At 63.4% G+C, this 16,753-nt stretch carries 20 protein-coding genes; 12 read left to right on the forward strand and 8 right to left on the reverse strand.

Translation table 11 applies throughout. From position 1 onward, the window contains the following. Positions 1 to 12 precede the first annotated feature (12 nt). The 5 genes from AC0L23_RS03485 to AC0L23_RS03505 form a co-directional block, all read right to left on the reverse strand. Positions 13 to 1,488, reverse strand: coding sequence for a type II and III secretion system protein family protein (locus AC0L23_RS03485; protein ID WP_026232792.1), 1,476 nt, complete (start codon positions 1,486 to 1,488; stop codon positions 13 to 15). 11 nt (positions 1,489 to 1,499) lie between these two features. Beyond that, positions 1,500 to 2,297 carry a Flp pilus assembly protein CpaB gene (gene cpaB, locus AC0L23_RS03490; RefSeq protein ID WP_018454680.1) on the reverse strand — a complete coding sequence of 266 codons (798 nt, stop codon included), beginning with the start codon at positions 2,295 to 2,297 and terminating at the stop codon, positions 1,500 to 1,502. Between the two features lie 127 nt (positions 2,298 to 2,424). Beyond that, positions 2,425 to 2,949, reverse strand: a complete 525-nt coding sequence (locus AC0L23_RS03495) for an A24 family peptidase (RefSeq protein ID WP_018454679.1) — start codon at positions 2,947 to 2,949, stop codon at positions 2,425 to 2,427. A 122-nt stretch (positions 2,950 to 3,071) separates the two neighbouring features. Next, positions 3,072 to 3,212: a hypothetical protein gene (locus AC0L23_RS03500; RefSeq protein WP_162496356.1), complete on the reverse strand. Its 141-nt coding sequence runs from the start codon at positions 3,210 to 3,212 to the stop codon at positions 3,072 to 3,074. 73 nt (positions 3,213 to 3,285) lie between these two features. After that, entirely contained in the window at positions 3,286 to 3,450 is a 165-nt protein-coding gene (locus AC0L23_RS03505; RefSeq protein ID WP_007599783.1) for a Flp family type IVb pilin, read from the reverse strand. A 261-nt stretch (positions 3,451 to 3,711) separates the two neighbouring features. Here AC0L23_RS03505 and AC0L23_RS03510 point away from each other — a divergent pair, with 261 nt between their 5' ends. From AC0L23_RS03510 to AC0L23_RS03525, 4 genes are all read left to right on the forward strand, one after another. Beyond that, entirely contained in the window at positions 3,712 to 4,539 is an 828-nt protein-coding gene (locus tag AC0L23_RS03510; RefSeq protein ID WP_085361621.1) for a sterol desaturase family protein, read from the forward strand. Between the two features lie 152 nt (positions 4,540 to 4,691). After that, positions 4,692 to 5,186, forward strand: a complete 495-nt coding sequence (locus AC0L23_RS03515) for a pilus assembly protein N-terminal domain-containing protein (protein WP_018454676.1) — start codon at positions 4,692 to 4,694, stop codon at positions 5,184 to 5,186. Between the two features lie 256 nt (positions 5,187 to 5,442). Continuing rightward, on the forward strand, positions 5,443 to 6,015 hold the full coding sequence (locus AC0L23_RS03520) for a TadE/TadG family type IV pilus assembly protein (protein WP_085351837.1): 573 nt from the start codon (positions 5,443 to 5,445) through the stop codon (positions 6,013 to 6,015). Between the two features lie 23 nt (positions 6,016 to 6,038). Then, positions 6,039 to 6,659, forward strand: coding sequence for a TadE/TadG family type IV pilus assembly protein (locus AC0L23_RS03525; RefSeq protein WP_240550528.1), 621 nt, complete (start codon positions 6,039 to 6,041; stop codon positions 6,657 to 6,659). 101 nt (positions 6,660 to 6,760) lie between these two features. Here the strand turns inward: AC0L23_RS03525 and AC0L23_RS03530 are convergent, their stop codons facing one another. The 3 genes from AC0L23_RS03530 to AC0L23_RS03540 form a co-directional block, all read right to left on the reverse strand. Further along, the gene (locus AC0L23_RS03530; protein ID WP_007599788.1) at positions 6,761 to 6,973 is read right to left on the reverse strand and encodes a cold-shock protein; all 213 of its coding nucleotides are present in this window, start codon (positions 6,971 to 6,973) and stop codon (positions 6,761 to 6,763) included. 269 nt (positions 6,974 to 7,242) lie between these two features. Next, complete coding sequence (infA, locus tag AC0L23_RS03535; RefSeq protein ID WP_007599789.1) at positions 7,243 to 7,530, reverse strand: translation initiation factor IF-1; 288 nt, start codon at positions 7,528 to 7,530, stop codon at positions 7,243 to 7,245. Between the two features lie 23 nt (positions 7,531 to 7,553). After that, positions 7,554 to 9,095, reverse strand: coding sequence for a DEAD/DEAH box helicase (locus AC0L23_RS03540; RefSeq protein WP_051112971.1), 1,542 nt, complete (start codon positions 9,093 to 9,095; stop codon positions 7,554 to 7,556). Positions 9,096 to 9,574: 479 nt separating this feature from the next. Between AC0L23_RS03540 and urtA the strand changes: the two genes are divergently transcribed. The 8 genes from urtA to AC0L23_RS03580 all read left to right on the forward strand — a co-directional run bounded on the left by urtA (position 9,575) and on the right by AC0L23_RS03580 (position 16,725). Beyond that, the gene (urtA, locus tag AC0L23_RS03545) at positions 9,575 to 10,897 is read left to right on the forward strand and encodes an urea ABC transporter substrate-binding protein (RefSeq protein ID WP_026232789.1); all 1,323 of its coding nucleotides are present in this window, start codon (positions 9,575 to 9,577) and stop codon (positions 10,895 to 10,897) included. An 84-nt stretch (positions 10,898 to 10,981) separates the two neighbouring features. Then, a complete protein-coding gene (urtB, locus tag AC0L23_RS03550) occupies positions 10,982 to 12,589 on the forward strand; it encodes an urea ABC transporter permease subunit UrtB (RefSeq protein ID WP_473356772.1) in 1,608 nt (535 codons plus the stop codon). After that, complete coding sequence (gene urtC / locus AC0L23_RS03555; protein ID WP_026232788.1) at positions 12,586 to 13,764, forward strand: urea ABC transporter permease subunit UrtC; 1,179 nt, start codon at positions 12,586 to 12,588, stop codon at positions 13,762 to 13,764. The genes urtB and urtC overlap by 4 nt, the downstream gene beginning before the upstream one ends. Continuing rightward, positions 13,761 to 14,522 carry an urea ABC transporter ATP-binding protein UrtD gene (urtD, locus tag AC0L23_RS03560; protein WP_018454669.1) on the forward strand — a complete coding sequence of 254 codons (762 nt, stop codon included), beginning with the start codon at positions 13,761 to 13,763 and terminating at the stop codon, positions 14,520 to 14,522. The genes urtC and urtD overlap by 4 nt, the downstream gene beginning before the upstream one ends. A 3-nt stretch (positions 14,523 to 14,525) precedes the next feature. Continuing rightward, on the forward strand, positions 14,526 to 15,221 hold the full coding sequence (gene urtE / locus AC0L23_RS03565) for an urea ABC transporter ATP-binding subunit UrtE (RefSeq protein ID WP_007599806.1): 696 nt from the start codon (positions 14,526 to 14,528) through the stop codon (positions 15,219 to 15,221). Positions 15,222 to 15,251: 30 nt separating this feature from the next. Then, positions 15,252 to 16,082 (forward strand): urease accessory protein UreD, encoded by an 831-nt coding sequence (locus tag AC0L23_RS03570; protein ID WP_085351738.1) that lies wholly within the window; start codon positions 15,252 to 15,254, stop codon positions 16,080 to 16,082. Between the two features lie 24 nt (positions 16,083 to 16,106). Continuing rightward, complete coding sequence (locus AC0L23_RS03575) at positions 16,107 to 16,409, forward strand: urease subunit gamma (RefSeq protein ID WP_018454667.1); 303 nt, start codon at positions 16,107 to 16,109, stop codon at positions 16,407 to 16,409. A gap of 10 nt (positions 16,410 to 16,419) precedes the next feature. Next, the gene (locus AC0L23_RS03580) at positions 16,420 to 16,725 is read left to right on the forward strand and encodes an urease subunit beta (protein WP_007599812.1); all 306 of its coding nucleotides are present in this window, start codon (positions 16,420 to 16,422) and stop codon (positions 16,723 to 16,725) included. Positions 16,726 to 16,753 lie beyond the last annotated feature (28 nt).

Raw genomic sequence — 16,753 nt, forward strand, 5'->3', positions numbered from 1 at the left:
CCCCGTTCCGCCTCAGTCGGTGATGAAGCCGTAGGTGCCGCGGTAGTTCTTGGCCGGTTCGGTCCGGCCGGGCACGCCGTAGATGCGGTTGATGTTGCCGAGCAGTTCGGCCTGCGGATCAGCCGGTGCGGAGAAGCCATCATCCGGCCGCGACAGGTCCTTTTGCGCAACTGCGCGAACGATGTAGGGCGTCACGATCACGACCAGCTCGGTCGCGTTGTTGACGAAGTCGCGGCTACGGAACAGCGTGCCGAGGACCGGGAGCTGCATCAGACCTGGCAGTCCGCTGACCGCTTGCTTGGTCTGCTGCTGGATCAGGCCAGCCATCGCCATCGCGCCGCCTGAGGGAATTTCCAGCGAGGTTTCTGCGCGGCGGGTCTTGATCGAGGGCACCGTGAGCGAGTTGACCGAGGTCGAGGTCACGGCCTGGGACAGCGTGATCGCGTTTTCGTTCGAGAGCTCGGACACCTCGGTCATTACCCGCAGGCTGATCTTGCCCTCCGTGAGAACGACGGGGGTGAAGTTGAGCGAGATGCCGAACTTCTTGAAGCTGATCTGGGTGGTACAGACGTGCGTGGTGGGGTCGCACGCATAGCCCGCAGGCACCGGAAATTCACCGCCGGCAATGAACGTTGCCGATTCACCGGAGATCGCGGTCAGGTTCGGTTCGGCCAGCGTCCGGATCACGCCCGCGGTCTCCATCGCACGCAGCGTGGCCTGCACCGACGGGGCCGCGCCGAACTTCGTGGTCAGGTTATTGCCGTCGACGAGGTTGTGGCCAAGAGCCGTGAACGGATTGGAGTTGCTGAAGCTGACGACCGAGGTGCCGTAGCTGAGGTTGGCGGTGAGGTCGATTCCGAGCTGCTTGACGATGCTGCGCTGCACTTCCGCGACCGTCACCTTGAGCATGACCTGATCGCGGCCGCGGACCACGATCGAGTTCACGACCTTCTCGGGGCCGCCGGCGAGGCGCACGGCGAGGTCGTTGGCCTGCTGGGCTTCGGCCGGATTCGCGGCCGAGCCGGTCAAGATGATGCCGTCGCCTAGCCCGTCGATCTGGATGTCTGAGTTCGGCAGGACCTGCTTCAGCGCGGCCCGCACGCCGTTGAGGTCGCGCTTGACCGCGATGTCATAGGCCGCGATCTGCTGGCCGGCGGAATCGAAGAACACGATGTTGGTCTGCCCGATCGAGGCGCCAATGATGTAGGCACGCTGCGCCGAGCGGACGACCGCGTTGGCGATCTTCGGATCGGCGACAAGCACGTCCTTGATGTCGCGCGGAAGGTCGATCACGATCGACTTGCCGATGCCGAGCGAGAGGAATCGCGCGTTCATCTGACCGTCGGCCGCAGCCTGCGCCACAGGGCGATAGTCGGCGGCGACCACAGGGGTGAGCACCGGGTTGAGCGCGAGCGCGACGGCGGCCGAAAACGACAGGGCGCGGACCACCGGGGTTCGCATCGTCGCCAAATTCGCCCTGCATTTCATGTCGACAGTCCTCATCGTGCCTTCGCCGTCGAGCTTGGGATACCGTACCGAATGATCGAAATGCCCTCGCGCTTCTGTGCGGAGTCATCGAGCGTGATCTCGCTCAGCTTGACATCGACGATGCTGCGCAGCGCCAGCGACAGCGTGCCGCTCTGGCGTGCGGAGGAGAGCGTCGCAGTCTGCGCAGGATTGAGTTCGAGAGTGACGGTCTTGCCGACCACCGCGTTCTGGCCGTCCTTCTCCTTGGGAGCCTGGTCGATGGCCAGGACGCGGATATTGGCCAGGATGATCTCGGACGTGACGACATCGGGAGCGCCGCTGCTCTGGTCCGGGTTCTTGAGACGGCGCGTCAAAAGCACGTCGACGCGGTCGTTGGGCAGGATGAAGCCGCCTGCGCCGGTTTCCGGCGAGATCTCGGTCGAGATCGCCCGCATGCCGGTGGGCAGGATTGCCGCCATGAAGCCGGAGCCTTCGGCCTTGACCAGCTTCTGGTCCCGGATCGGCTCGCCCTGGATGAAGGGAGATCGTGCGATCGAGCCGGTGACCTGGGTTACCCCCTCGGGGCGCTCGTTGCGGCGGATGAAGGTGGCGCTGGCGGTCGCGGACGGCCAGGTCTGCCATTGCACGTCTTCCGGCTTGACGGTCTGGCCGAGGCCGATGTCGTTTTTCGCGACCAGGACGTCGACGGTGGGAAGCTGCGCGACCGGAGCAGGAGGCGGTGCAGAATTGTCCGAGCCGCTCGCCAGATACGCGGCGACACCGCCGGCGCAGATGGCGACCGTCAGGACGACAATGCGTGCCCTATTCATACGCTTCACTTTCCAACAAACGCCGCGACGCTGACGCCGCCGTAATCGGCAGTTGACCAGCTATTCGTCAAAGCATGGTTAATGAGGCGTATCTAAATCGCCTTAACGCCGGGTTTACCCGATGCGTTCAGCGCAATGCGAGGTGAGCGAGGTCGATCGCCTTCACCCATTCGGTCTCCGGGTAGACCATCAGCGCGCTCAGTGCGAGCGCGATGCCGTAGGGAATGCCGCTGTCCTTGGCGTGCAGCCGCGCGAGCCAGGTCTGGCCAGCGAGCCCGTAAGGCAGCGGCCACTGCCGGAACTGGAGCAGGAGCAGCGTCAGCGCCCCGCCGAACAGCGAGGCGTAGAGCAGGAAGTTCATCAGCTGTGCGAACCCGAACCAAAGCGCGACGGAGGCCGCCACCTTGGCATCGCCGCCACCGACCCAGCCCATCGCAAAACAGGTGAAGGCCACGACTAGGACGAGCGCGCCGGCGCCGACATGGCCCAGCATCTCGTAAGGTGCCATGCCACCGGCGAGAGCGAGCGCGAAAAAGCCGGCGACCAGCGCCAGCGATACGCGGTTGGAGATCGTCATCGTGAAGAGATCGCTTGCGGCGGCAAACGCCATCAGGGCCGGGAAGAGCAGAAGGCGCGCAAGGTCGAGGATCATGGGCTGCGTCTTGAGGCCTGGGTGTGCCGCGGAGCTGGCGTCGCCGGATTCTAGCCGGCAGTGCTAAACAAACCGAAAACGGCGGCGGCGGTCTTGAGGGGTAGAACCAGCCGAAGGCGTGCTCACCAGAGGGAGGCGATGCGTGCGGCGAGCGCGACGGTCGCAAGCAGCAGGGCCAGGCAGACCCAGTAAGCCGGCGAGCCGGTCTGCGCCGCCTCGGCCGCGTTCGCCGCGACCACGGCATCGGTTCTGTACTTGCTCAACGCCACTGGAACTCGCCGTCTTAAAAACAAAGGCCCCGGAAATCCGGGGCTTTTGCAGTCGTTGATCGATCGCCTACTTCAGCGAGCTGCTGATCGAGGTGAACTTGGCGTTCAGCGTGGTGCCGAGATTGTTGACGACGGTGATGATGGCCAGCGCGATGCCGGCGGCAATCAGACCGTATTCGATGGCGGTGGCGCCGGATTCATCTTTCGCGAAACGCGCAATCAGGTTCTTCATGAACAAAACTCCATCTGGGGTGGGATCGCCTCGTTCGGCGGTGTGCTTGACGCAACGACCATGAGATCCGAGCTCTTTCGGGAGAGTTAATTCGATCGGGCAAACGCGCTTGCCGCTGGCCAGAGTGAATTTCGCCTTAAGGCAGCCAGCTGCAATTCGTTCCGGTTCCGGATGTGCAGCAAGCGCAGCACCGGCTTCACCCTCCCTTAAATTTGGGGGAGTACGCGTAGGCGGGACCAGCAATTCGCAAGAGAGGCGACAATGTCGAGCCTGCCCATGGAAATCGCCCTGATGCTTGGCGAGACCATCGCGAAGGTGATCCCCGCGACCTTCGCGCTCGCGGTGGTCTTCACCGTGCTCGAGCATGTCTGGGCCTGCAATCCCGGCGTGCCGTGGTGGCGCAAGCGGGAGATCGTCACGGACATCTGCTACTGGTTTATCGCTCCGGTGTTCGCACGTGTCATGCGGATCGGCCTTCTGATCGTCGGTGCGAGCTTCGTCTTCAACATCCATGATGCCGACGGGCTCATCGCCTTCTACGACAACGGCCACGGCCCGCTGGCGCTATTGCCGCTCTGGGTCCAGGCCATGCTGTTCCTGGTGCTGTCCGATTTCATGCTGTACTGGCTGCACCGGTTGTTCCACGGCGGTGGGTTCTGGAAGTACCACGCGATCCACCACTCCTCGGAGGAGATCAGCTGGATTTCTGCGGCACGCTTCCATCCCGTCAATCTCGTGCTCGGTACCATCGCGGTCGACGTCGTGCTGCTGATGGCCGGCATTTCGCCGAACGCCATGGTCTGGCTCGCCCCGTTCACGACCTTCCATTCGGCCTTCGTGCACGCCAACCTGAACTGGACCTTCGGGCCGTTCAAATATGTGTTGGCGACGCCGGTGTTCCACCGTTGGCACCACACCGCGCTAGCAGAGGGCGGCGACACCAATTTTGCCGGCACGTTCCCGATCTGGGACTTGCTGTTCGGCACTTTCCGCATGCCCGAGGGGCAACTGCCGCAGGATTACGGCAAGGATGAAGCCACCATGCCGAAGGAAATCGGAGGGCAGCTTGCCTATCCGTTCCGCCGCTAGGTTCTCGAGAGCCGCGAACGCCAGTCCGTTCAAACAATAGTCCGAGAGTTTGCGGAACGTTCACGAATTGAGGGCAGGTTAGCCGGGTCGGGCACCGGCTCGGCTGTTATCTGATCGCTTCTGCCGGTTTGTGACGTCCCGGGGGTAAGAGTATGCGTAAACAACTGCTGCGCCGTCATGCGCGCGTCTGTCTTCTGGTTGCGACAGCGGTGCTGGCATCGCCGGCTGCCGTCATTGCCGAGTCCGCCGATACCATCGCCGTCAATGTCGACCAGGCCAAGCTGGTGCGGCTGCCTGGCAAGGTGGCAACCATCGTGGTCGGCAATCCCCTGATCGCCGACGTCACGCTCCAGCCCGGCGGCATGATCGTCGTCACCGGAAAGGGCTATGGCGCCACCAATTTCATCGCGCTCGACCGCGGCGGCGAGATCCTGGTCGACCGCCAGGTCCAGGTCGAAGGTCCGAGCGACCGGCTCGTTACCGTCTATCGCGGGATCGAACGCGAGTCCTACAGCTGCGCGCCGCTTTGCCAGCGCCGCGTGACGCTCGGCGACAGCGACACCTACTTCAACAGCACGATGAGCCAGGCCGGTTCGTTGAGCAGCTCGGCGAGCGGCAGTGCCGGTGCGGGCGCCAAGACGAACTGACTAAGGCGAACTGAGCAAGACGAACCAAGTAAGACCAACCAGCAAGTTTGATTGGCGGATTTGGGGGCAAGGATCGTCCCCGCCCGCCGCACGCGCGCGAGTTTCTCTTTCCGTGTCCTCGTCTCCCTGGTCCGGGTCGTTCGCGGTTAACGCGCTCTTAACGGCCCGGGCCGCCGGGTGCGGATCGCCTGAAACACTTAAACAATCAGTTTCCGCTATTGAACATGGCAGATGATTGCTGCTGCTGGGGAATTTGATGCCTTCGCCTGCACCTACGAGATTCACGCTCCTCGCCACGTTGCGCCGGTTTCGTGGCAGCCGCCGCGGCTCCGCAGCCGTCGAGTTCGCGCTCGTTGCGCCGATGTTCTTTGCGTTGCTGTTCGCCATCATCGAGTCGGCGCTGATGTTCCTGGCGAGCCAGGTGCTCGAGAGTGCCTCGCAAAATTCTGCGCGCGTGTTGCTGACCGGGCAGGCGCAATCCGGCACGCTCACGGCCTGCGCGGTCTCCGGCGTCAGCACACCCTGCTCGCAAACGACGTTCAAGGCTTACGTCTGCAGCCAGATCCCGGCGCTGTTTGATTGCACCAAGCTCTACGTCGACGTCGTGAGTACAAACTCGTTCGGAGCGCTGAGCCTCACCAATTATGGTGATTCCTGCAGCTTCAATCCAACCGGCGTGCAATACAGTGCCGGGGCCGCCAACCAGGTCGTCGTGGTGCGGCTGTTCTATCAGTGGCCGCTCTTCGTCACTGGCCTTGGCTTCAACATGGGCTGCAACAACAAGCGGCTGCTGATTGCGACCGCGGCCTTCAAGAATGAACCCTTCTGAGACAGATGGATCCGAGCGGACAGATGCAGGCGATTGCGAATATCTGGAGGAATGCCCGAAGCTCCGTGCGCGACTTCGTCGCCGACACGCGTGCGATCGCGGCGACCGAGTTCGCGGTCATCGTGCCGCTGATGCTGGTGATGTTCTTCGGGACCGTCGAATTTTCATCGGCCGTGGCGATCAATCGCAAAGTCACAATGATTGCACGGACTCTGTCCGATTTGACGTCGCAGTCGACATCGGTCGACGATGGCGACATGCAGGACACGTTCACGGCAAGCATATCGATGATCATGCCGTACGACGCTACGCTCGTGAACGGCACGGTCCTTCAGATCTATATCGACTCAAGCAAGGTCGCCAAGATTCAATGGAGCAAGTCCGCCACCATTGCCAACGGTGCGACGCAGGCCACGCTGACGGCTCCGCCCCCGACTCTGGTAGCTGGCACCACGGTCACCTCGATGATTCCGCCATCGCTCTTGATCGCGTCGACCTACCTTATCTTCAGTCAGGCGAGTTACGTCTACACGCCTTCTGTCAAATTCGTCCTGAAGACGGGCATCACGCTGAGCGATGTCTCCTACACGCGGCCGCGCCAGGTCACCTGCGTTCCTTACACGGGTGTAAAGTCGCCGTGCTGAAATACGAGAGCAGATCCTGGAATAAAAAAAGGCCGGGCATCGCGCCCGGCCTTTTCATTGATTGGTTCGCTCGAGCCGATCGGGGCCCGTAAGCGGTAGGCTCAGCCGGCGGAGCGGAGGTTGTCGGCTGCCGACTTGCCGGAACGGCGGTCGGCGACGATCTCGTAGGAGATCTTCTGACCTTCGCGCAGCGTGCCGAGGCCTGCACGCTCCACAGCGCTGATGTGAACGAACACGTCCTGGCCGCCATCGTCGGGCTGGATGAAGCCGAAGCCTTTGGTCGCGTTAAACCACTTCACGGTTCCCATGCTCATGGGGGTAGTCCCTTCTCAGATAACACAATGTCAGAGCCCGCTTGCGCGGACAGGTTAGATCGAATTTTTGGAAGGGTCGTCAGCGTGTCTGAACCGGCTGTACCGGTGGATGCTAATGTCGTCCGGCCGAAAATCGATTAAGTCATTTTATTGGAAACAGACACCCAAAACAATGCTGACGTGCACGATTTTTTGATCCGCCGTGATGGTCACGGCGGATCAGCATACACGTCGGAATTACAGGTCCGCGCTCGCGCGCTGGGCCCCCGCTAGCGGCGGCGGAACTGGCCGCCGCGCTGTCCGGGACGCGGAGGTCCGCCCATCCCGCTCGGACGTTCGTCCTTGTGGCGGAAAATCAGCCGGCCCTTTTCGAGGTCATAGGGCGACATCTCTACCGTCACGCGGTCGCCCGCCAGAGTCTTGATGCGGTTCTTCTTCATCTTGCCGGCGGTGTAGGCGACGATCTCGTGTCCGGCGTCGAGCTGCACGCGGTAGCGCGCGTCGGGGAGGATTTCGGTGACCAGTCCTTCGAACTGGATCAGCTCTTCCTTAGCCATGAATTTCTCCAGGTCGTGGACGGCTAGTGCGAATGGGGTTTGCGGTTCGGTTGGCCGTTCGGCCGACTCTCGCGGCGCAAAAAGGCAACGCCTTGTATCCCATCAGACGCCCCGGCGCTATGCGCGGAACGCTGTTCCGGACGGGCGTTTGGCGAAGAATGCGCCTTGCCTCCGGAGCGGCTGCGAGGAGCTGCCTTCGGGCCACTGCCGGGCCTTCCGTCGCCCTGCTTGGCGGCACTGTGGTGGCGCCCGTCCGCATGCCTTTCGTCGGCACGGCGACCGTCAGCGTGGCGTCCCTCACCATGCCTTGCGCCTTGCGGACGCTGGCCCGGGCGGCCCGGCCGACCCTGTCGTTGCTGCTGCGGGGGAGGGCCCGCATCGCGGCGGCCGGCGTCGGTGCGGCGATCCTCACGCGGCAGCGCCACTTTGATCAGCCGCTCGATGTCGCGGAGATAGGCGAGTTCCTCGCCGCCTGCGACCAGCGAGATCGCGGTGCCCTCGGCACCCGCGCGCGCGGTGCGCCCGATGCGGTGCACATAGGTCTCCGGCACGTTGGGCAGATCGAAATTGATGACGTGGGTGATGCCGTCGACATCGATGCCGCGGGCGGCGATATCGGTGGCGACCAGGGTACGGATCTCGCCGGTGCGGAACAGAGCGAGTGTCCGTTCGCGGTGGTTCTGCGACTTGTTGCCGTGGATGGCGCTGGCGGGGATGCCGGCCTTCTCGAGCGTCTTCACCACCTTGTCCGCGCCGTGTTTGGTGCGGGTGAAAACCAGCGCGCGGTTGACCTGCTCCTGCTTCAACAGCTGGGCGAGGAACGCCGGCTTGGCGGAGAAGTCGACCTGGATGATGCGCTGCTGGATGCGCTCCACGGTCGAGGAGACCGGGGTCACCGCGACGCGGGCGGGGTCGCGCAGCATGGCGTCGGCCAGCTCGGCGATGTCCTTCGGCATGGTGGCCGAGAAGAACAGCGTCTGCCGCTTGATCGGCAGCTTGGCGACGATTTTGCGGATGTCGTTGATGAAGCCCATGTCGAGCATGCGGTCCGCCTCGTCGAGCACGAGGAATTCGACGCTGCCAAGCTTCAGTCCGTTGCTCTGCACGAGGTCGAGCAAACGGCCGGGGGTGGCGACCAGCACCTCGACGCCCTGCATCAGCGAGCGGACCTGACGGCCCATCGGCACGCCGCCGATGGCGAGCGTCGAGGACAGGCGGATGTGACGGCCATAGGCGTTGAAACTGTCGAGGATCTGGCCGGACAGTTCGCGGGTCGGCGACAGCACCAGGACGCGGGTCGTCTTCGGCTGCGGCTTGATGCGATTCTCGAGCAGGCGGTGCAGGATCGGCAGCGCGAAGGACGCGGTCTTGCCGGTTCCGGTTTGGGCGATGCCGACGACGTCGCGGCCGGTCAGCGCGGTCGGAATTGTCTGGGCTTGGATGGGGGTGGGGGTGACGTAGTTCTCTTCGGTGAGAGCACGGGCGATGGGCTCGGCGAGGCCGAAATCCTGAAACGAAGTCAAAAGATGGGTTCTTTCCATGTCAAAAGCGGGCGCCCGGCGCATTCGGCGCGGCGCGCGCAAAAGGGTGTCGAGTGGGACACCTGCGTGTTTGGGGTGTCGGATGGCTTGATGGGATGGGGCAAGCCAGACGCCCGTAAGGGCTTAAGAACACGCGGCTCGCAACGGTCTCCTGATTCGCAAGAGACCTCGACCTCATATGGAACATTGAGGCGGCGCTTTCAAGGCACGCCCCACAGAAACGGCGATCGCGGTGCAGAAATAGTTATGCCGGAAATTTAGCCAGAGTGACAAATTTGCTCAGAAAATAACCTGCCTGCCGCATTCGCATACATTAGAATTGCTCAATGTTTAGGCGGCGCGGCCTGTGCAATACTTCGTTTTCTGGCAATTTCACCAGCAAAAACAATCGGTTGAAGGGTGTCTAATCCATGGCACAGTTCTTGCGAATCCGTTAATCGCAGGCGGCCGTTGGGGCCGTTTCGCAGCGTTTTTCACGTCTGCGTCAGGGAGATGAGACACTCATGCATAGCAAATCCACTCACGATATAGCGGCGCCATTTAGCCGCCGTGGCGTTCTCGCCGCGACCGCCGGACTGATGCTTGGTCTGGCTTCCATTTCTGGTGCGAAAGCCGCGGACGACACCATCAAGGTCGGCGTGCTTCACTCCCTCTCCGGCACCATGGCCATCAGCGAAACCACGCTGAAGGACACCATCCTCTTCCTGATCGACGAGCAGAACAAGAAGGGCGGCGTCAACGGCAAGAAGCTCGAAGCCGTGGTCGTCGATCCCGCTTCGAACTGGCCGCTGTTCGCCGAGAAGGCGCGCGAGCTGATCACCAAGGACAAGGTCTCGGTCGTGTTCGGCTGCTGGACCTCGGTGTCACGGAAGTCGGTGCTCCCGGTGTTCAAGGAGCTGAACAGCATCCTGTTCTACCCCGTGCAGTACGAGGGCGAGGAGAGCGAGCGCAACGTGTTCTACACCGGCGCCGCGCCGAACCAGCAGGCGATCCCCGCCGTCGACTATCTGATGAAGGACGAGAAGGTGAAGCGCTGGGTGCTCGCAGGCACCGACTACGTCTATCCGCGCACCACCAACAAGATCCTGGAAGCCTACCTGAAGTCCAAGGGTGTCGCCCAGGAAGACATCATGATCAACTACACGCCGTTCGGTCATTCCGACTGGCAGACGATCGTGGCCGACATCAAGAAGTTCGGCTCGGCCGGCAAGAAGACCGCTGTGGTCTCGACCATCAACGGCGACGCCAACGTTCCTTTCTACAAGGAGCTCGGCAACCAGGGCATCAAGGCGAAGGACATCCCGGTCGTCGCGTTCTCGGTGGGTGAGGAAGAACTCGCCGGCATCGACACCAAGCCGCTGCTCGGCCATCTCGCCGCCTGGAACTATTTCCAGTCGATCAAGTCGCCGGAGAACGAGAAGTTCATCAAGGCGTGGCAGACCTACACCAAGAATCCGAAGCGCGTGACCAACGATCCGATGGAAGCGCACGTGATCGGCTTCGACATGTGGATCAAGGCGGTCGAGAAGGTGAAGTCGACCGATCCGGACAAGGTGATCGATGCGCTCCCCGGCATCGAAGCCAAGAACCTGACCGGCGGCACCTCCAAGATGCTTCCGAACCATCACATCACCAAGCCGGTGTTCATTGGCGAAATCAAAGCCAACGGCCAGTTCGACGTGGTGTGGAAGACCCCGGGTCTTGTCGCGGGCGACGCCTGGTCGAAGGAGCTCGACGGCTCCAAGGACCTGGTCGGCGACTGGGTCGGCAAGAAGTGCGGTAACTTCAACACCAAGACCAACAAGTGCCTCGGTTCGGGCTCCTGATCCGGATCTGACGCTCCATTGCACGATCGGAGAGGGCGGCGATCCCGCCGCCTTCTCCACCCTTTTCTGCCGGGGTCTTTCACAGTGCCAGCCAATTTGTCCGCCCGCCTCTGTTCGCTCCTGCTCTCGTTCTTCCTGATCGCGTTCGCACTGCCGGCCTTGGCCGGCCCGTTCGAAGATGCGGTCGCCAAATTCGCCAACGACGATTATTCCGACACGGAAGAGGCGATCGGCGTGGTCGCGGGCAGCGGCAATACCCTTGCCTTTCCGATCATCAGCGCGCTTCAGGACGGCCGGCTCATGGCCGACCCTGATAGCAAGAAGGTTTACGTCACCGGCACCGACGGCAAGTCGATCGATGCCGCGACCGGTCAGGCCGTGGCCAGCGTGCCCGACAGTGCGAGCGCGGTCCGCCTCAACAACCGCCTTCGCCGCAGCGTCGATGCGGCGATCGGCAGCCTGACGCTGCAGTCACCCGACATCGGAGCGCGGCTCCAGGCCGCGCAATCCGTCTTCAAGTCGCATGAGGAGACGTCGCTCGAAGCGGTCGATGGCGCGCTCGCCAAGGAAACCAACCGATCCGTCAAGGCTGCGCTGGGCGACGCCCGCGCGGCGATCCTGTTGTTCAAGCCGGATGCCACCGAGCTCGAGAAGCTCGAAGCCGTTGCCACCATCAAGGCGCGCGGCGACCAGGAGGCGATGGCGCTGCTGACCGGCATGGGCGACCAGCCGGCCTCGGTGACCAAGGCTGCCGCGAGCGCAATCGGCTCGATCCAGAGTTCGCTCGCGGTCTGGTCGATGGTGCAGAATGCCTGGTACGGCCTCTCGCTCGGTTCGGTGCTGCTGCTTGCTGCGATCGGGCTTGCCATCACGTTCGGCGTGATGGGCGTCATCAACATGGCCCATGGCGAGATGGTGATGATCGGGGCCTACACCACCTTCGTGGTGCAGGAGGTGATCCGTACCCGCTATCCCGTCCTGTTCGACTATTCGCTGCTGATCGCCGTGCCGCTCGCCTTCCTGGTGGCCGGCGCGCTCGGCGTCGTGATCGAGCGCAGCATCATCCGCTTTCTCTATGGCCGTCCGCTGGAGACGCTGCTGGCGACCTGGGGCCTGTCGCTGGTGCTGCAGCAGGCCGTGCGCACCATGTTCGGCCCGACCAACCGCGAGGTCGGCAACCCCTCCTGGATGAGCGGCGCGTTTGAGATCGGCCAGATCACGGTCACCTATAACCGGCTCTGGATCCTTGTCTTCACGCTCGCGGTGTTCGTCATTCTGCTCGCGATGCTGCGCTACACGGTACTCGGGCTCGAGATGCGCGCGGTGACACAGAACCGGCGCATGGCGGCTTCGATGGGCATCGCCACTTCGCGGGTCGACGCGCTGACTTTTGGTCTCGGCTCGGGCATTGCGGGCACCGCCGGCGTGGCGCTGTCGCAGATCGACAATGTCAGCCCCAATCTCGGCCAGAGCTACATCATCGACAGCTTCATGGTCGTGGTGTTCGGTGGCGTCGGCAATCTCTGGGGCACGCTGGTCGGCGCCTTCACGCTCGGCATCGCCAACAAATTCCTGGAGCCGGTCGCCGGCGCCGTGCTCGGCAAGATCGCCATCCTCGTTCTCATCATCCTGTTCATTCAAAAACGGCCGCGCGGCCTGTTCGCGCTCAAGGGCCGCGCGGTGGAAGCATGACCCCTCACATGCTGACGCGATCGCTGGACCGCGGCGCGACCATCTTCCTTGCCATCGTCGTGGCCTGCGGCATCCTCATCCCGCTCTCCAACCTGCTGCTGCCCGCAGGTTCGTTCCTGCAAGTGCCGACCTATCTCGTCGCGCTCTGGGGCAAATATGTCTGCTACGCGATCCTGGCGCTCTCGATCGACCTGATCTGGGGCTATTGCGGCATCCTCTCGCTCGGTCACGGTGCCTTCTTCGCGCTCGGCGGCTACGCGATGGGCATGTACCTGATGCGGCAGATCGGCAGCCGCGGCGTCTACGGCAATCCGATCCTGCCGGACTTCATGGTGTTCCTGAACTATTCGAAGCTGCCCTGGTACTGGTACGGCTTCGACATGTTCTGGTTTGCCGCGCTGATGGTGCTGATCGTGCCGGGCCTGCTCGCCTTTTCCTTCGGCTGGCTCGCCTTCCGCTCGCGCGTCACTGGCGTGTATCTGTCAATCATCACCCAGGCGATGACCTATGCACTGCTGCTCGCCTTTTTCCGCAACGATTTCGGCTTCGGCGGCAACAACGGCATGACCGACTTCAAGGACATCTTGGGCTTCAACGTGCAGGCCGAGGGCACGCGTGCTGCGCTGTTCGCGCTGAGCTGCCTGGCGCTGATCGCCGGCTTTCTGATCTGCCGCGCCATCGTCTCGTCCAAGCTCGGCAAGGTGCTGATCGCCGTGCGCGATGCGGAATCGCGCACGCGCTTCCTCGGCTACCGGGTCGAATCCTACAAGCTGTTCGTGTTCACAGTGTCGGCCTGCATGGCCGGCGTCGCCGGCGCGCTCTATGTGCCGCAGGTCGGCATCATCAACCCGAGCGAATTCGCGCCGGGCAATTCGATCGAGGCCGTGATCTGGGTCGCGGTCGGCGGCCGCGGTACGCTGGTCGGCGCCGCGCTCGGCGCCGTCGTCGTCAACTACGCAAAGACGTTCTTCACCTCCGGCATGCTCGCGCCCTACTGGCTGTTCATGCTGGGTGCCATGTTCATCCTGGTAACGTTGCTGCTGCCTAAGGGCATCGTCGGCACTTTCAACGCCTGGTGGGACTCGTCGAAGGAAAGGCGCGACGCCGCGACCATTGCGAGCGCCGCGGCCGAAGACGGCGTCACCCAACCCAAAATGGCGGAGGAGGCGCAATGAACGTCATGGACACCCGCGCGACCTCCGCAATGCTGTATCTCGACGGTGTGCACGTCTCGTTCGACGGCTTCCACGCCATCAACAACCTCTCGCTGACGCTCGAGCCCGGCGAGATGCGCGCCATCATCGGCCCGAACGGCGCCGGCAAGACCACGATGATGGACATCATCACCGGAAAGACCAAGCCCGACGAAGGCACCGTGCTGTTCGACGGAGTCACCGATCTGACGCGACTGGACGAGACCCGCATCGCCGAGCTCGGCATCGGCCGTAAATTCCAGAAGCCGACCGTGTTCGAGAGCCAGACCGTGCAGGACAATTTGCTGCTCGCGCTCAATGTCGACCACAGCGTCAAGGGTACGCTGTTCTGGCGCGGCAGCCGGGCGGAGGCCGAGCAGATCGACAAGGTGCTGGAGACGATCCGCCTCACCGATGCCCGCAACCGTCTCGCCGGCAGCCTCAGCCACGGCCAGAAGCAGTGGCTCGAGATCGGCATGCTGCTCGCCCAGGATCCGAAACTACTGCTCGTCGACGAGCCCGTCGCCGGCATGACCGACGTCGAGACGCATCTCACCGCCGAGCTGCTCAAGGAAATCAACAAGACCCACACCGTGATGGTGGTCGAGCACGACATGACATTCGTGCGCGAGCTCGGCGTCAAGGTCACTTGCTTGCACGAGGGTACCGTGCTCGCGGAAGGCACCATCGACCAGGTCTCGTCCAACGAGCGGGTCATCGAAGTTTATCTGGGGCGCTGAGCGATGCTTGAGGTCAAGGACATCAACCTGTTCTACGGCGCGGCGCAGGCACTACGCGGCGTGTCGATTGCGGCCGAGCCCGGCAAGGTCACCTGCGTGCTCGGGCGCAACGGCGTCGGCAAGACCTCGCTCCTGCGTGCCATGGTCGGGCAGTACCCGATCTCCTCGGGCGCCATCGTGCTCGACGGCAACGATATCACGGGCCTGAAACCCTATGAGCGCGCGCGCAAGGGTATCGGCTTCGTGCCGCAGGGGCGCGAGATATTTCCGCTTCTGACGGTCGAGGAGAATCTCAAGACCGGCTTCGGGCCGCTCAGGCGCGAGGACAAGCACATTCCGGACGACGTGTACTCCCTGTTTCCGGTGCTGCAATCCATGCTCGGACGGCGTGGCGGCGATCTCTCCGGCGGCCAGCAGCAACAGCTCGCGATCGGGCGCGCGCTGGTGATGCGGCCGAAGCTGCTGCTGCTCGACGAGCCGACCGAGGGCATCCAGCCCTCGATCATCAAGGACATCGGCCGTGCCATCTCGTACCTGCGCAATCTCGGCAACATCGCCATCGTGCTGGTCGAACAATATCTCGACTTTGCCTGCGAACTCGGCGACAGTTTTGCGGTGATGGATCGCGGCGCGGTGAAGTTCACCTGCGACCGCTCCAATCTCGACGCGAGCGAAATCAGCCGCCAGATGGCGCTGTAGGCCATTCTGCCGCGACCGGCTGGGGGGCGGATGCGCAGCGACGTTCTAACGGCATCTTCGGTGTTCGACGCCAACCGTGCCCGCGGCGCGGTGCGCTTCGACGTCCACGCGCGCGACGGTGTGACACGTCGCGGGATATTGCATGAGTCCGGCTCCCTGCGCGTGCGCTTCCCTTCGCCGGAGGACGAGGGGCTCTCCGGCGTGTTCGTCAACACGGCCGGTGGTGTCGCCGGCGGCGATCGCTTCGACATCGAGATCGCTGCCGCAGATGGTTCGAAGCTGACGCTGACGACGGCGGCCGCGGAAAAGGTCTATCGCGCGCCAGGGCAGGCGGCGGAGCTCAATATAGCGCTGAAGGTTGGCGCAGGCGCACATCTCGGCTGGCTGCCGCAGGAGACGATCCTGTTCGACCGCGCGCGCGTGCGTCGTCGCTTCGACATAGACCTCGATGCGGCTGCCTCGCTCCTGCTGTGCGAGATCGTGGTGTTCGGCCGTACCGCGATGGGCGAACGGATGGAGCAGGGTGAGTTCGTCGATCGCTGGCGGCTGCGTCGCGGCGGCAAGCTAGTGTTCGCCGAGACCGTCAGGCTCGACGGCAATATTGGCGCAAAGCTTGCGCGATCGGCGGTGGCCAGGGGCGGCGCTGCGATTGGCACGGCGCTGATCGTGCCCGGCGACGAGGCCCTGATCGAGCGCATCCGCGAGGCCTCGGAATCCTTCGCCAGCGAGGTCGGGATATCCGCCTGGAATGGCTTTGCAATGGCGCGGTTCTGTGCCCAAGATGCGGCGCGTCTGCGCGCAGACATGATGACCGTGCTGGCGCGCACCGGCGCGGCGCTGCCGCGGCTCTGGTTGAATTGACGAAGTGAACGGAAGAGATTTCGTATGAACCTGTCTCCTCGCGAAAAGGACAAGCTTCTGATCTCGATGGCGGCGATCGTGGCCCGCCGCCGGCTGGATCGCGGCGTCAAGCTCAACCATCCGGAGGCGATCGCGCTCATCTCCGATTTCATCCTCGAAGGCGCGCGGGATGGCCGCACCGTCGCCGAGTTGATGCAATCGGGTGCGCAGGTTCTCACCCGCGACCAGGTGATGCCGGGCATTCCCGAGATGATCCACGACATCCAGGTCGAGGCGACGTTTCCGGACGGGACCAAGCTCGTCACTGTGCACGAGCCGATCAGGTAGGAGCGAGAGCATGATCCCCGGCGAACTCTTCATCCAGGACGGCGAGATCGAGCTCAACGCCGGCCGCAAGACGGTGACGCTGACGGTCGCCAACACCGGCGACCGCCCGATCCAGGTCGGCTCGCACTACCATTTCTTCGAGACCAACCCGGCCCTGAAGTTCGACCGCAAGAAGGCCCGCGGCATGCGCCTCGACATCGCCGCCGGCACCGCGGTCCGCTTCGAGCCCGGCCAGACCCGCGACGTCCAACTCGTCGCGGTGGCCGGCAAGAAGACCATCTACGGCTTCCGCGGCGACGTGATGGGGAAGCTGTGAATTCCACAGGAACGAGCGTGGCGCGGCA

The organism is Bradyrhizobium sp. MI1.4 (assembly GCF_055811315.1).